Source organism: Sorangium sp. So ce1153 (assembly GCF_051521595.1).
Classification (GTDB): Bacteria; Myxococcota_A; Polyangia; order Polyangiales; family Polyangiaceae; genus Sorangium.
This window is the reverse complement of sequence record NZ_CP150361.1, coordinates 11,697,900-11,711,813: the sequence shown is the minus strand read 5'-3', so window position 1 is coordinate 11,711,813 and position 13,914 is coordinate 11,697,900. Positions and strand designations below refer to the sequence as shown.

At 72.3% G+C, this 13,914-nt stretch carries 10 protein-coding genes; 7 read left to right on the top strand and 3 right to left on the bottom strand.

The window, feature by feature from the left end:
• Positions 1–306: 306 nt before the first annotated feature.
• Positions 307–1,728 carry an AAA family ATPase gene (locus WME85_RS42600; RefSeq protein ID WP_437829894.1) on the top strand — a complete coding sequence of 474 codons (1,422 nt, stop codon included), beginning with the start codon at positions 307–309 and terminating at the stop codon, positions 1,726–1,728.
• Positions 1,729–1,866: 138 nt separating this feature from the next.
• Here the strand turns inward: WME85_RS42600 and WME85_RS42595 are convergent, their stop codons facing one another.
• On the bottom strand, positions 1,867–2,529 hold the full coding sequence (locus WME85_RS42595; RefSeq protein ID WP_437829893.1) for an ABC transporter permease: 663 nt from the start codon (positions 2,527–2,529) through the stop codon (positions 1,867–1,869).
• Between the two features lie 248 nt (positions 2,530–2,777).
• Here WME85_RS42595 and WME85_RS42590 point away from each other — a divergent pair, with 248 nt between their 5' ends.
• Positions 2,778–3,431 carry a TetR/AcrR family transcriptional regulator gene (locus WME85_RS42590; RefSeq protein ID WP_437829890.1) on the top strand — a complete coding sequence of 218 codons (654 nt, stop codon included), beginning with the start codon at positions 2,778–2,780 and terminating at the stop codon, positions 3,429–3,431.
• 206 nt (positions 3,432–3,637) lie between these two features.
• On the opposite strand, the gene WME85_RS42585 is transcribed toward WME85_RS42590, so the two are convergent.
• The gene (locus WME85_RS42585) at positions 3,638–4,063 is read right to left on the bottom strand and encodes an STAS/SEC14 domain-containing protein (protein ID WP_437829888.1); all 426 of its coding nucleotides are present in this window, start codon (positions 4,061–4,063) and stop codon (positions 3,638–3,640) included.
• Positions 4,064–4,433: 370 nt separating this feature from the next.
• Between WME85_RS42585 and WME85_RS42580 the strand changes: the two genes are divergently transcribed.
• Positions 4,434–5,300 carry a LamG-like jellyroll fold domain-containing protein gene (locus WME85_RS42580; protein ID WP_437829885.1) on the top strand — a complete coding sequence of 289 codons (867 nt, stop codon included), beginning with the start codon at positions 4,434–4,436 and terminating at the stop codon, positions 5,298–5,300.
• 222 nt (positions 5,301–5,522) lie between these two features.
• Here WME85_RS42580 and WME85_RS42575 read toward each other — a convergent pair whose 3' ends face one another.
• Positions 5,523–5,909 (bottom strand): hypothetical protein, encoded by a 387-nt coding sequence (locus WME85_RS42575; protein ID WP_437304763.1) that lies wholly within the window; start codon positions 5,907–5,909, stop codon positions 5,523–5,525.
• Between the two features lie 827 nt (positions 5,910–6,736).
• Between WME85_RS42575 and WME85_RS42570 the strand changes: the two genes are divergently transcribed.
• The 4 genes from WME85_RS42570 (at position 6,737) to WME85_RS42555 (ending at position 13,372) form a co-directional block, all read left to right on the top strand.
• Entirely contained in the window at positions 6,737–10,696 is a 3,960-nt protein-coding gene (locus tag WME85_RS42570) for a serine/threonine-protein kinase (RefSeq protein ID WP_437829883.1), read from the top strand.
• A gap of 212 nt (positions 10,697–10,908) precedes the next feature.
• Positions 10,909–11,706, top strand: coding sequence for a hypothetical protein (locus tag WME85_RS42565; RefSeq protein WP_437829881.1), 798 nt, complete (start codon positions 10,909–10,911; stop codon positions 11,704–11,706).
• 346 nt (positions 11,707–12,052) lie between these two features.
• Positions 12,053–12,784 carry a hypothetical protein gene (locus tag WME85_RS42560; RefSeq protein ID WP_437829879.1) on the top strand — a complete coding sequence of 244 codons (732 nt, stop codon included), beginning with the start codon at positions 12,053–12,055 and terminating at the stop codon, positions 12,782–12,784.
• 69 nt (positions 12,785–12,853) lie between these two features.
• A complete protein-coding gene (locus tag WME85_RS42555; RefSeq protein ID WP_437829876.1) occupies positions 12,854–13,372 on the top strand; it encodes a DUF2127 domain-containing protein in 519 nt (172 codons plus the stop codon).
• Positions 13,373–13,914 lie beyond the last annotated feature (542 nt).

Sequence of the window (13,914 nt, the reverse complement as noted above, 5' to 3'; positions counted from 1 at the left end):
GTGGGCCGCGCCTCGCTCTCGTGGACGATCGCCAACGCCGCGACCAGGGTCAGCGAGAGATGCGCCATGGACGTGAACGCCCTCTGCGGGCCTCAGCCGTGGCCGACGCCTCCGCCCTCTTGTAGCGCGACGCGCTCCTGCCTACGATTGTCCGCGCAAAGCCAATTCAATACGTCAATATCATTCACCAACGACCGCAGTCATCATGACGTCCGCAGTAGAATCGGCAGAGCCACCGACCAAGACCAACAACTCAACGAGCTCACCCGTTCGTGAGATTGTCCACCCCACGCTGGAGGTAAGACCATGGACAACGACAACCTTCAAACACCCGCGCCTTCCCTCACGGATCTGATGGGCGCGATGGCGGCGGCCCAAGCATCACAGGAGCCCTTCTTCCTCGGCCGCCTCCGCGGGCACTTCGGCGCCGACCCCCGCACCCTCCCCGTTGTCGCCGAGGAGTTCCCGGCCTCGGACCACCCGAACTTCCAGCTCGCAATCGAGACCCACCTCCGCGACGGCGGGTTCGTCTCCGAGCTGCTCGGCGTCTCCGGCGGCGATATGTTCCGGGGGGTGAGCCTTCCCGATCTCCTCTCGCCGCCTCCGGCGATACCCGGGGTCGGCGGAGCGCCGCCCTCGCAGGGGCCCGTGCAGTACCGCAACGTCCGTCTCGACGAGGAGCGCGTGATTGCCTGCGTCGTCAGCGGCATCTACTTCTTCGGTCACGGGGGCGACCGCTTCGCGCTCCTGGTGCGCGGCCCCAGCGACGCCGGGTTCCGGCGCAGCCAGCTCACCGTCGAGGTGATGGCGGGGGACAACGAGCGCGCCCAGCGGCTCCTCGCCGAGCTCCGCGTCCTGATGCGCCGGCTCAACGTCTACCGCCGCCGCGTCGTCACCTTGAGCGAGGCCCCGGACGCCTTCTCGCCCGGGGTCAAGATCGAGCTCCAGAGCCTCCCGCGGATCGACCGCGACGCGCTCATCCTGCCCAAGGCGCTGCTCGCGCGGCTCGAGCGGTCGACCATCGGCTTCTCCAGGCACCGAGAGACCCTGCTCAGCTCGGGGCGACACCTGAAGCGCGGGCTGCTCCTCTACGGGCCCCCGGGCACCGGCAAGACCCTGACCGCGATGTACCTGGCGGGCCAGATGCGGGAGCGCACCACCCTGCTCCTCACCGGGCTCGGGGTGAAGCTCCTCAGGGAGGCCTGCGCGATGGCGCGGTCGCTCCAGCCCTCGCTCGTGGTGCTCGAGGACGTCGACATCATCGCCCAGGACCGCGAGAGCACGGATTCGAGCTGCCGCTCCCCGCTGCTCTTCGATCTCCTGAACCAGATGGACGGCCTCGCGGAGGACACCGACGTGATCTTCCTCCTGACCACCAACCGCCCGCAGGCCCTGGAGCCGGCGCTGGCGGCGCGGCCGGGGCGGATCGATCTCGCCATGGAGATCCCGCTGCCGGACGCCGATTGCCGGCGGCAGCTGCTCGCCCTCTACGGGCGCGGCCTCTCGCTCCGGGGCGACGACCTCGCGCCGCTCATCGCGCGGACCGAGGGGGTGAGCGCGGCGTTCATCCGCGAGCTCCTGAGGCGGGCGGCGCTGTTCGCGGCCGACGCGGGGCGCGGCACGGCGGTCGGCGAGGAGCACCTCAAGGAGGCGCTGCACGAGCTCCTCGTCGACGGGGGGCCGCTCACCCGGAGCCTCCTCGGCGCTCACGCCCACCGCCCCTCGTGATCACCCGCCGGACGCGCCGTGAGTCCCCGGTGGACGGTGGCTTCGCGTCGTGCTGCTGATCGGCCAGGTCGTCGCCGGCGCGGAGCTCGTCCCACCCTACATCCTGTTCACAGCTTCGACGGGACGGCCTCGACGCGATCACATCACCTTCCGCATCATCCCGGAGGGGCTCTGCGCGTGCTTCGCGCGCGCGGTCAGGCGACGGGGCTCGAGGACCGAGGCGACGGCGTAGCCGCCGCCGCCGGCGATGGCGAGGACCCAGAAGAGGCCGGGAGTGCCGAGGAAGAGCGCTGCGGTGGAGATCAGGGCGAGCCAGGTGCCGAGGCCGTAGTGCAGCAGGTTGCGGCGGACGGCGCCTTCGGCGAGGTAGATCAGGCCGACGATGAGGCCGGAGCCGGTAGGCCAGAGCATGGTCTGCAGGTCGGGCAAGTCGAGCGTGTACGCCAATCCGGTGATGGCGAGGAACAGCGCGGTGAAGGCGCTGACCCAGGAAGCGCCGAGCAACTTGCCGGACAGGGCGTCTGACCTGCTCGCGCCGCGCTGGGCGCGGGTGGCGGCGATGGTGGCGTGGACGGTGCCCACCGCGAGCCCCGATCCCAGGAGCACCGTGGGCACCCAGCCGGGCAAGTCGAGCAGGGGGCTGGCTCCCTTGGAGAGCGCGGCGGCGCCGTGGCCGAGAACGTAGGCGAGTCCGAAGCTGATGTAGGTCGCGCGGTTGTCGACCTCGCCCGAGAGATGGGTGGTGATGGCGTCCTCGCCCGAGAGATGTGTGGTGACGGTGTCAGGGGTGGCGGTGAACATCGCGGGAACCTCCGGGTAATGGGTGCGAGCCGAGCTCGGTGCGGTGTTGAAAGGGAGCAGGAGACGCCAGCAACGTCGCCTTACAAGCGTAACCTTATAGCCGTCACCTAACGCTTGTCAACTCATGCCGGCGACAAAGGCGTCCGGACGGCTGCTGGCCGGCAACTGCTCGAAAATGTGATTTTTCTTACTTTATGCTCAGCTTGCGAGGGCTAACAGCGATAAGTTTTTGGGTGTAAGGTGACACCATGGGAGACAGCGGAACGGCGGCGTCGGCCGCACCGAGACAGGCCCGCGGCCGCAACCGCCGCGGAGAGGGCGCCCGCCTGCGCGACGACATCGTGGCCGCGGCGGTGGAGCTGCTGGACGAGGCCGGCGACGAGCGCGCCATCACGCTGCGATCCGTGGCCCGCCGGGTCGGGATCGCCGCCCCCTCGATCTACGCCCACTTCCCCGACCAGCCGGCCATCATGTTGGCCGTCGTGCAGCAGGCCTTCGCCGAGCTGGAGAGCAGGCTGCGCGGCGCCGTGGAAGCGGCCGGCGACGATGCACGAGATCGGCTGTACGCCGTTTGCAACGCCTATCTGGAGTTCTCCCGGAGTCACCCGGAGCGCTACCGCACCATGTTCGGTGGCCTCTGGAAGCCCACCCTGGGCGACAGTTCCGTGACGGAGCGGGACCTGACCTCGCTCGGCAAGGAAGCCCTGCAAATCCTCACGGACGCCCTCGGCGGCTGCGTCACCGCCGGGTGCTCCACCAGCACCGACCCGGTCGCCGACGCGATCGCGCTGTGGCTCGGCCTGCACGGCTTCGCGCACCAGCGTGTCGTGAGCCGCGTCTTTCCCTGGCCCGCCGACACCGCCGAACGCATCATCACCGCACTCGCACACCTCACGACCTGAGCCGTGCACCGGCAGACGTGAGAGCCACACCTGGAGCTCCTCGCGGCGCGCCCGACAGCGCGCCGGACACCCCGGTCGCCGCCGCCTGGGGCGCCACGTACACGCGACGTGCCTCGACAGGGCGTCGCTCATGCGCTCCGCAGCGGACCACTGCTGGTGTCACCGGGAGGCGCCGGAGCGAAGCGCCGTGTCGAGGCAGACCCCGTTCAGGGGACCGGGCGCCGCCTGGCCCGGAGCGCGTCTTGCTGCGCGAGCAGCCACGCGCGCGCCTCGCCCTCCGTGCCGAAGAACTGCTGGGGGTAGGGCCGCCCCGTGAGCATGTGCACGCCTTTCGCGAGGAGCGCCACGACGACGCGCAGCGAGAAGCTCGGTGCGACGATGGCGACGGCGTCGACGTGCGCGGTGCGCAGCTCCTCCGCCACCACCTTGCGCGCCGACGCCGGGATAGCGCCCGTGTGACGCGTATCGGCGAGCACCAGGACCTCGCGGCCGCTCTCCGCCGCGCGCCGCAGCGCGCGGATGAGGGCGCGCGCTCGGTCGTCCGTGAGGTCGCCCTGGACCTCCACGCGCAGGATGCCGTCGGGCTCGTCACGAACATCGGGGCACGCGCTCTCGAGGCCGACATCGCTCATGGCGAGCATGCTAGCCGAGTCGCGACGCCGGTTCAGCCCCTCACGTCGCGCCCGTGAGCCTCAGCACCTCGGCACGCTCGACGTCGGTCGGCTGGGTTCATGGACAGCCGAAGGCGGCTCGAGGTCAGCCCGATGAAGAGGATGGCAGTCGCTGCCAGGGGAGATCGACGATAGAAATCTCCGCACCACCGTGGTTCATTTTTCCTTTCACGGCGCCTGCGCGAGGCCTTCCGGCGGGGGCGCGGCTACACAAATGATGTTCTCTCGCCAGGCGCGGTGACATGGCGCGGCGTTCTGAGTTACCCTGACGGCCATCAGGAAGTTCATGATGCTTTGCTCTTCAAATCTCTTTACACACGGCCTGGCCGGCGTGGCCCTTGTGCTGCTGTCCTCCTCGGGTTGTGTCCTCGAGCGCGGAGGCACAGGCGAGCCACGACGGACCGAACAGCAGCAGCCTGACCCTCGAGAGGAGCGCCCTCAGGAGGAGCTTCCGGGGAACGCGCTCCCCGAGGAGGAGCGCCCCGGGGACGCGCTCCCCGAGGAGGAGCGCCCCGGGGACGCGCTCCCCGGGGAAGAGCGCCCGGAGGACGGGCGCCCCGAGGGCGAGCTCCCCGAGGAGGAGCGCCCCGCCACGCTGTGCGAACCGGCGGATCCGTCGCTCATCGCGTGCTTCGCGTTCGAGGGGGACCCCGGCGACGGCTCGCAGCACCACTTCAGGCCCGATCGCGAGCGCGACCTGAGCTACGCGCCCGGAAAGGACGGCCAGGCGCTCAGGATGACGCGGGGGAGCCGCCTCCGCTTCGGCCACGACGCCGCGTGGATCGCCCCCGCGATGACCATCGATGTCTGGATCAACCCAGCTTCGATCCCGTTGAGAGATCGTTACACCGTGATCGACAGCGGCGGGAAGCCCTCTCTCTTCCTGATGCCGGGCGGCCTGATCCGCTGCACCATGGGCGTCGAGGTGAACGTGCTTTACCCCGTCATTCCGGGGAAGTGGACGCACATTGCCTGTCTCTCGGATGGCCAGACGCAGAGCCTCTACGTGAACGGCGTCGAGGTGGACCGGAGCCCGTCCGGACCGGTGCTCGCCGAGGGCGAGCAGCCGATCCACATCGGCTCGGACGAGCCGACGGATCAGGACGAGTTCGATGGGTCGATCGACAGCCTCCGCGTCTTCGGCCGGACGCTCGCGCCCCAGGAGATCTGCAAGGCCGCCGGCCGCGACGGCTGCTGAGCGGCGCGGGCGCCGCGCTTGCCGAGCAAGGCGCGCGCGGCGCTCGCGGGGCGGGGCAGCGGCGGTCGCAGGCCTGGCGGTCGCAAGCCGGCGGGGACGCCGCGGCGCAGGCGGCCGGAGCCGCCGCAGCGCAGGCGGCCGGAGCCGCCCGCAGGAAACGCGCTCTGAGCGCGGAAGTTCGAGGTGAACGTGAGGGGAGGGGAAGCGACGGAGAGAGACGCCTCAGAAGGCGGCGTCGCGGAGGCTGTCCTTGTACTGCGCCTTGTACAGGTCGTGGCAGCTCTTGCAGCTCGCCTTGGCGCCGTCGATGTCGCCCTTCTTGGCCTTCTCCGCGCCCTCCTTCGAGATCGCGACCCACTTGGCCATCCCGGGCGGCGGCTTCGACGCCACGTACTCCAGCGCGGAAGCGATCTTCGCGCCGTCCCCGCTCGTGGTCGCCGACTGCATCACCGTCTTCATCCAGCCCTGCATCGGACAGGGCTTCTGTCCTTTTGCACCGCAGCCGAAATCCTTCTTCTCGGCGACGGACGCGGGAAGGTCCGTCGGCCCGCCTGCCGCCCATGCAGCCCCGGCAAAGCCAATGCCGACGCCCACCAACACAGCACTCATCAGCTTCATCGACATCCGACGTCTCCTGTAGGAAAGGGCAAGCTCAGCGAGAGACATCGCAGCTCCCCGGGTGGTTGTCAACTGCCACCTTGAGCATCGAGCGCGCTCGCGAACGCCGCCGGGGCGGAGACGGCGGCAGGGCAGAAAAACTTCATTCGCTCCGCCGATTTTTCTGTTTCGCCGACAGCCGCCCCGGGCAGTCGAGGGCGAGGACCTGTTCGAGCCGCGACGAGCCCAGCCCAGGACGAGGCGGATAACGCGACGCGGCATCCCGATCTCCGGCGCCGCGAGCGAGGAGCACGGCGGGCGCGGCGGCGAGCGCGGTCGCTCGTCGGGGCGGACAAGGGCCTGGCGGCGCGGGACCGGCGGGCGCGGCGCAAGCGCACGACGAGAATTCTCACCGTGTCTCAGGAATCCCGATCGGCGCCGAGCCCGTTGGGACCGATCTGTCCAGGTGCCGGTCACGTCGCCGTGGCCGGCGGCGCTCTCGTGGGCTCTCTGGACCTCGGCCTGGAAAAGAGTGCCGCCCGAGCGGAATGCTATCTTCTGGATGCGCCTTCTGGACGCGCGCGCCCCGCGGCGATGGCGTGTGACGACAGGACCCGAGGTCGCCGATCCCGTCGCGCTGGAAGGGGTGAGCTCGGGAGAAATCATGAGCCGTCTCACAAGAACGAGGCGCTGCTCGCGGAGATCGCGATGACGCTGCGCGCCGGAGAGACGCCTTGAGACGGCATGTCGGTCATGCGCCCACCTCGCACGCGCGAAAGCAGGAATGCCCCCCAGCGAAACGGGGCGCGTACATGATATCGCTGGATCCACGGCCGTTGATGCGCGCGGGAGAGATCGTCGACGAGCGGTTCGAGATCGAGGGCCTCGCCGGCTCGGGCGGGATGGGCCACGTGTACCGGGCGCGCGACCGGCGCACCGGCGACACCGTGGCTCTCAAGGTGCTTCGCCGCGCCGGCAAGAGCGAGCTCAGCCGCTTCTCGAACGAGGTGCAGGCGCTCTCGGCGCTGCGCATCCCCGGTGTCGTCCGCTACATCGCTCACGGCATCACCGCGGGCGGCCAGCCGTATATGGTCATGGAGTGGCTCTCCGGGGAGACGCTCGCCGCGCGCATGGCGCAGCGGGGGCTCACCCCGGCCGAGAGCGTGGATGTGGTCGCGCGGGTCGCGGCGACGCTCGGCGTCCTCCACCAGCAGGGCGTCGTTCACCGCGACCTCAAGCCGAGCAACCTGGTCCTCGTCGACGGGCGGCTCGATCGGGTGATGGTGCTCGACTTCGGGATCGCGCGCCTGCGGATCGACCAGCAGCTCACGATGCCGGGCACCGTCCTCGGGACGCCGGAGTACATGGCGCCCGAGCAGGCGCGCGGCGAGCGGAGCGTCGACGCGCGCGCGGACGTCTTCGCGCTCGGCTGCGTGCTGTTCAAGTGCCTCACCGGGCGCGCCGCGTTCCAGGGCGTCGGGGCGCTCGCCGTGCTGGTCAAGGTGCTCCTCGACGACCCGCCGCGCCTGCGCGAGCTGCGCCCCGAGCTGTCGGAGGCGCTCGACGCGCTCGTCGCCCGGATGCTCGCGAAGCAGCGGGACGAGCGGCCCCGCGACGGCGCGGCCGTCGCCGAGGCGCTCGGCGCGGTCGAGCTCTGCAGCGTCGACACGGCGGACGGCGGCGAGCCCGCCGCGCCGGTGCGGGTGCTGGAGCTCACGAGCAGCGAGCGGCGCGTCACGTGCCTCGTGCTCGCGCACGAGCGCACGGCGCCCGAGGAGGAGACGCGCTCGCAGGAAGAGGAGCAGGCGCGGGCGCTCGAGCAGGCCGAGGAGCTGCGCGCGCTCGCGGCGCGCTACCAGGGCCAGATCGAGCTCATCGACGCGCGCTCGCCGCTGCTCGTGCTGACGAGCGCCGAGGCGGCGACCGATCTCGCGGCGCAGGCCGCCCGCTGCGCGCTCTCGCTGCGCGCGCTGCTCGGCGGCGCGCCGGTGGCGCTCGTGACCGGGCGGGCGGAGCTCACCTCGCGCATCCCGATGGGCGAGCTGATCGACAGGGCGGTGCAGCTCCTGCCGTCGCGCGGCGAGCCCGCGGGCGCGCCCGCGGTGCGGATCGACGAGGTGACGGCGGGGCTGCTCGGGGGCCGGTTCGAGACGAGCTGCGAGGGCGCCGCGCGCTTCCTGCACGGCGCGCGCGACGACCTCAAGGTGGCGACGGCGCCGGCGCTGCTCGGCAAGCCGATGGCGTGCGTGGGGCGCGAGCGGGAGCTCGCGGTGCTGACCGCGGAGCTCGAGCGGAGCGTCGAGGAGTCGACCTCGGGCGCGCTGCTGGTGGTGGCGGCCGCGGGGATGGGCAAGTCGCGGCTGCGGCAGGAGTTCCTGGAGAAGGTGTCGGGGCGCGGCGAGCGGGGTGCCCAGGACGCGCGGGCGGACCACGGCGGGGGCGTGGAGGTGTGGGTCGGCCAGGGCGACCCGATGAGCTCCGGCTCGGCGTTCGGGATGCTGTCGCGCGCGCTGCGGAGCGCGATGGGCATCGTCGACGGCGAGCCGCTCGAGGAGCGGCGGCGCAAGGTGCGGGCGCGGGTCGAGCGCCACCGGGAGCTCGACGTGGGGCGCGTGAGCGCCTTCCTCGGCGAGCTCGTGGGCGCGCCCTTCCCGGACGACGACATCCAGGTCGGGGCGGCGCGGCGCAACCGCCTGCTGATGGGCGATCAGCTGCGCCTGTCGTGGGAGGAGTTCATCCGGGCCGAGTGCGCGAAGCAGCCGGTGCTGCTGATCCTCGAGGACCTGCAGTGGGGCGACCTGCCCACGGTGACGATGGTGGAGGCGGCGCTCCGGAGCCTGAAGGACCTGCCGTTCCTGGTGCTCGGCCTGGGCCGCCCCGAGGTGCACGACGCCTTCCCGGGGCTCGCGCAGGGCCGCTTCGGCAACCAGATGATGCTGCCGCCGCTCACGCGCCGGGCGAGCGAGCGGCTGGTGCGCGCGGCGCTCGGCGACGAGCCGAGCGCGGAGCTCGTGGCGACGCTGGTGGACCGCGCCGACGGCAACCCGTTCTATCTGGAGGAGCAGGTGCGGGCGGTGGCGGCCGGCCACGGCGCGGACCTGCCCGAGACGGTGCTGGCGATGGTGCAGGCGCGCATCGAGGCGCTCGACGCGGAGGCGCGGCGCGTGCTGCGGGCGGCGAGCGTGTTCGGCCAGGCGTTCTGGCCGAGCGGGGTGAGCGCGCTGCTCGGCGGGGCCGGGGTGACGCGCTGGCTCGCGGAGCTGGAGCGGCGCGAGGTGATCCACCGGCGCGGCCCGGGGCGGCTGCGGGGCGAGGTCGAGTACCGCTTCCGGCACGCGCTCGTGCGCGAGGCGGCGTACGGGATGCTGACCGAGGCGGACCGGCGGCTGGGCCACGCGCTGGCGGGCGCCTGGCTGGAGGGCGCGGGCGAGCCCGACGCGATGACGCTCGCGGAGCACTTCGAGCGCGGCGTGGTGCCGGCGCGGGCCGCGGCGGCGTACCTGCGCGCGGCGCAGCACGCCCTGGAGGGCAACGACCTCGGCGCGGCGATCGCGCGGGCCGAGCGCGGGCTCGCGTGCGCCCCGGAGGCCGCCGTGGTGGGGGCGCTGCGGCTGGTGCAGGCCGAGGCCCACGTCTGGCGCGGCGACCTGGCGCTCGCCGAGGAGCGCGGGACCGAGGCGGCGCGGCACCTCGCGCGCGGCTCGGCGCCGTGGTTCGCGGCGATCGCGCAGGGGGTCGCGGCGGCGAGCAAGCTCGGCGGCTTCGACCGCGTGGAGCGGTGGATGAGCGAGGCGATCGCCGCGCCCGCGCTGGAGGGCGCCGAGAGCGCGAGGAGCACGTGCCTCTGCGCGGGCGCCGCGACGCTGGCCTTCGCCGGCCGCCCGGCGGTCGTCGAGGCGCTGATCGCGGCGGTGGAGCGCGCGCTCCGCGACGGGGCGCCGACCGGCGCGGGCGCCGGCGCCGAGGTGGTCGCGGGCCTGCACCAGGCGCGCGCCTTCCGGGCGATGAGCGGGGGCGACCCCGGCGCCTGCGTCACCGGCCTGGAGGCGGCGCTGGCGGCGTTCGAGCAGGTGGGCGACCGCCGCAACGCGTGCATCACGCGGGCGAACCTGGGCTATTCGTACGGGGAGCTCGGCGACTTCGGCGGCGCCGAGGCGGCGCTCCGCTCGGTGCTGGAGGCCGCCGATCGGATGGGCCTCCACGAGGTGGCGGCGGCGGCGCAGGCCAGCCTGGGGCAGGTCCTCGCCTACCGCGGCCGGCTCGCCGAGGCGCGGGCCGTCGAGGAGGCGGCGCTCGCGTCGAGCCAGCGGCTCGGCGACCCGCGCGCCGAGGTGGTGTCGCGCTCCTACCTGGCGAAGATCGCCCTCCTGGCGGGCGATTTCGGCGCGGCGGAGCGCGAGGCGCGCCTCGCCGAGGCGCTGGAGAGCGCGTCGCCGCTGCGCGTCGCGGCCACGGCGATCCGCGCCCGGGCGCTGCTCGGGCTCGGGCGCGCGCGCGAGGCGCTCGCGGCCGCCGGCGAGGCCCTGGCCGCCCTCGAGTCGCTCGGCGGGCTGGAAGAGGGCGAGTCGATGATCCGGCTGGTGCACGCCGAGGCGTTCTCCGCGGTCGGCGACGCGAAGCGGGCGGCCGCCGCCATCGCCGCGGCGCGCGACAAGCTGCTCGATCGCGCGGCCAGCGTCCGTGATCCCGAGTGGCGGAGGCGCTTTCTCTCCCACGTCCCCGACAACGCGCGCACACTGGAGCTCGCGGCGCAGTGGGTCGGGACGGGTCGGAACACAGCACCGCTGTCCCACGGTTGAATCCGCACGGGACGTGTAATTTAAGGGCTGACAGCCGACGTGATTGGCCGTACCCTGTCCATAGACGTGGAGAGTTCCCGGCTGCAGTCGCCCTGAGCGACGCGCCGGAGGGCGTGCTGTGATCGGGGAGCGGGGGCGCTCCTCTTGGCTCGCTACCGAGGTCTCATCACGTGAATACCAAGAGTGTGCTTGGATGCGCAGGCATCCTTCTCATGGCTACCGGCTGCATGGCGCCCGAGCTCGAGCTCGGCGTGGATGGAACAGAGGAGCTCGGCTCGAGCGCTGAGGCGATCGAGAGCGGGAATGCGCTGAGCTACAACGCGCTCAGCTACAACGCGCTCAGCTACAATGCGCTGAGCTACAACGCGCTCAGCTACAACGCGTTGAGCCCCCGCGCGGCCTCCGCCCTCAGGGATCCCAGCGCGGGGGGCGATCTCTTCCGGACGCTGGTGAAGTACACGGTCAGCTGCGCGCTGAACGAGTCCCAGTCGTTCCGCTTCTCCTGGACCGACCGCGCGGGCGCGATCCATCGCGAGGTCTACACAGGACATCTCGGCCTCGCCGACCGGTGGGACAGGCGCCCGCTCGACGCGGACGGCAAGCAGATGGTCTCCGCGTGCCTCGCGGCGCACACGAACCGTTATGGTGTGTCGGTCCTCATCTCGATGCGCTCGGCGCAGAACCCGCTGCGCCACGAGGTCGGGCCCGACGAGCTCGACGAGTACCCGCACATCGAAGGGGCCTTCTGGGGGAACCTCTTCTCGGAGACGCCGTACCTGCGCGCCTGTTACAACGCGGAGAACGTCGATGTCGCGCACGCCGCGCGGCGCGATTGCGCCGCCGGCCATCCCGGCGCGGACGGGGAGCTCGAGGGCTGCGGGATGATCGAGATCGTCGGCGACTGCGAGGACCACTGCAGCAAGCTCCACCGGTCCGGGGAGTATTACAAGAACTGCGATGATCCGGAGTCGGGCCGGACGCGGTATGTGATCACCACCGCGCTGCGCTGACCGCCGCCTTCACGAGGTCATCGGCTCACGGCGGGCTCCGCGAGGCGCGAGCGAGCATCTCTCTCCGCCGCACGCGGCGCCGGCGTGGCGCGCGGCCGCACGCCGCGCGCCGCGCGCCACGCGCCACGCCGACGAACGCTGACGGGGCGCGTGGGCGCGCTGTTAGCTTCGTGACGGCGTGGTCGACGCCGGCCCGCTTTCCCGTCATTCCAGGGTGGTGTCGCTCTTGCTTCCCTCGCGCTCACGGCGGGCGAGCACCCGCAGGCAGACGCTCGCTCGCCGGGGACGGCGTGGTTCGTTCACCCACTCTGCCGGAGAGCGAGGAAGTCCAATGAAAATTTCCGTCGTGGTTTCGACCCTTGTCGGCGCGTCTCTGTGCGCCGGCGTGGCGCTCGCCGAGGGCGCCCGCACCGCGCGGGCGCCGCGGCACATCGAGATCCACCGGTCGCGCGGCGACATGGTGGATCGGCCGTACCGCCATGCGCCGCGGGACCAGGCCGCCGAGCGGTCGTGGCGCGCCGAGCGCGCCGAGCGCGCCGCGGCGATCCCCCTCTCTCGGGGGCAGGAGCGGATCCGCTGCTCGGATACCGGCACGGACTGCGCCACTCGCGCGGCGTCGGCCCACGGGAGCCGCGGCGAGGCGCGCGCCGCCGCGGGGCGCGCGGCGTCCGCCCAGAGGCGCGCGTCGCCGCTCAAGAGCAAGGCCGAGTCGCGCATGAACTGCAGCGAGGCGGGGGAGTGCACCGCCTCGAGCGCCGGGGCGCGCGGCGCGTGGGCTGCCCGGTCGGCCGGGGCCGCGGCCACCCGGGAGCCTGCGGCCGCCCAGGGCAAGGAGCGCGCGGCCGCGCCGCGGGATCTCGCGCAGCGGCAGAGCCCCCGCATGGGCTGCAGCGAAGGCGAGGAGTGCGCCATGTCCAGCAAGGAGGCCGCGAAGTTCTGGGCGGAGCAGTCCATCAAGGCAGGCACGAAGTCCCCGAGCCAGATCGCCTCGGAGCGGGTCGACCGGGCGCGCCGGGTCGCCGAGCGGCAGCGCGAGCGCGACGCGCGGCGCGAGAAGAGCAAGTCCGCCTCCAGGTGAGCCTTGGTCTCGATCCCGGGGCCGAGCGCTGCCGCCCTGGTCGCGACGGCGCGTGCCAGAATGGAGCGCATGGTCGAGAGGGATCGACTCGAAGACGATCAAGCCCATCCTCCGCGGCGCGCGCTCGGCGTGCGCGTCATCATCATCTACAAGCTCGCCAAGTCGGGGCTGCAGCTCGTGATGGCGTTCGCGCTCTTCCGCCTGGCCTCGTCCGGGCTCGCCGCCAGAGCTCACGCGTTCGCGGTCACCCTGGGCAGGGAGAGCGCGAGCGCCTGGAGCGCCGCGCTGACGGAAGCGCTCTCGACGGCCACGACGCCGCACGGCGCCCATGTCGTGAGCGCCGCGCTCGCGGCGGACGCCCTGCTCAGCTTCATCGAGGGCTGGTCGCTCCACCATGGCTATCGGTGGGCGCCCTGGCTGGTCGTCGGGGCGACTGCCTCGCTCGTCCCCTTCGAGATCAGGGATCTCATCCGCCATGGATGGCGGCCGACGCGCGTCGTTATCTTGGTGATCAATGTCGTCATGGCGGTCTACCTGAGTCGACGCGCTCGGCGAGGGCACCGGGGCTGCTCGGCGTCCACGGAATGAATACCGTTCACGACGGTCAGACCCGGTGCCTCGCCCTCATCCCCGCTGGCGATCGGCGGGACCTGCTCGCGGTCTCCCTCGGGAAGCCGCCGAGGGGGGTCTGGAGGACCGCCGAGGGGGTCAGGAGGACCGCCGAGGGGGGTCTGGAGGACCGCCGAGGGGGGTCAGGAGGACCGCCGAAGGGGTCTCGTGAACGAAATTTCGGGTCTCGAGAACGGCGCGCGGGGTATCGAGAACCCCCCGACTCCGCCGCGCGATCTCCGGACCGCGGATCGCGATCTCCGGAGCCGCTTTTCCGGAGGCACGACCTGACAGCGCGCTCCGCCGAGCGCAATGCGGTTCGCCCAGGAGCTCGTGCTCGATGCGATGGTCCATAGGCCGCCTCGGGCGGCCGTCGTCGCCTCGCTCGCCGGCACTCTGAGCCGAGCCGTCGCCCTCGGGGATGTGGAGGCAGCCCGGGTCGTTCATGAGGCGATCGGTCAGCTGCTCGGGCTGCCGGCGGCACCGAAGGGGTGAGCAAGCTTGGGCCGAACATCGAGCCC

Coding starts and splice junctions, on each gene's coding strand:
- WME85_RS42600 (WP_437829894.1), top strand. CDS start 307: ATGGACAACGACAACCTTCAAACACCCGCGCCTTCCCTCACGGATCTG.
- WME85_RS42595 (WP_437829893.1), bottom strand. CDS start 2,529: ATGTTCACCGCCACCCCTGACACCGTCACCACACATCTCTCGGGCGAG.
- WME85_RS42590 (WP_437829890.1), top strand. CDS start 2,778: ATGGGAGACAGCGGAACGGCGGCGTCGGCCGCACCGAGACAGGCCCGC.
- WME85_RS42585 (WP_437829888.1), bottom strand. CDS start 4,063: ATGAGCGATGTCGGCCTCGAGAGCGCGTGCCCCGATGTTCGTGACGAG.
- WME85_RS42575 (WP_437304763.1), bottom strand. CDS start 5,909: ATGAGTGCTGTGTTGGTGGGCGTCGGCATTGGCTTTGCCGGGGCTGCA.
- WME85_RS42570 (WP_437829883.1), top strand. CDS start 6,737: ATGCGCGCGGGAGAGATCGTCGACGAGCGGTTCGAGATCGAGGGCCTC.
- WME85_RS42565 (WP_437829881.1), top strand. CDS start 10,909: ATGGCTACCGGCTGCATGGCGCCCGAGCTCGAGCTCGGCGTGGATGGA.
- WME85_RS42555 (WP_437829876.1), top strand. CDS start 12,854: ATGGTCGAGAGGGATCGACTCGAAGACGATCAAGCCCATCCTCCGCGG.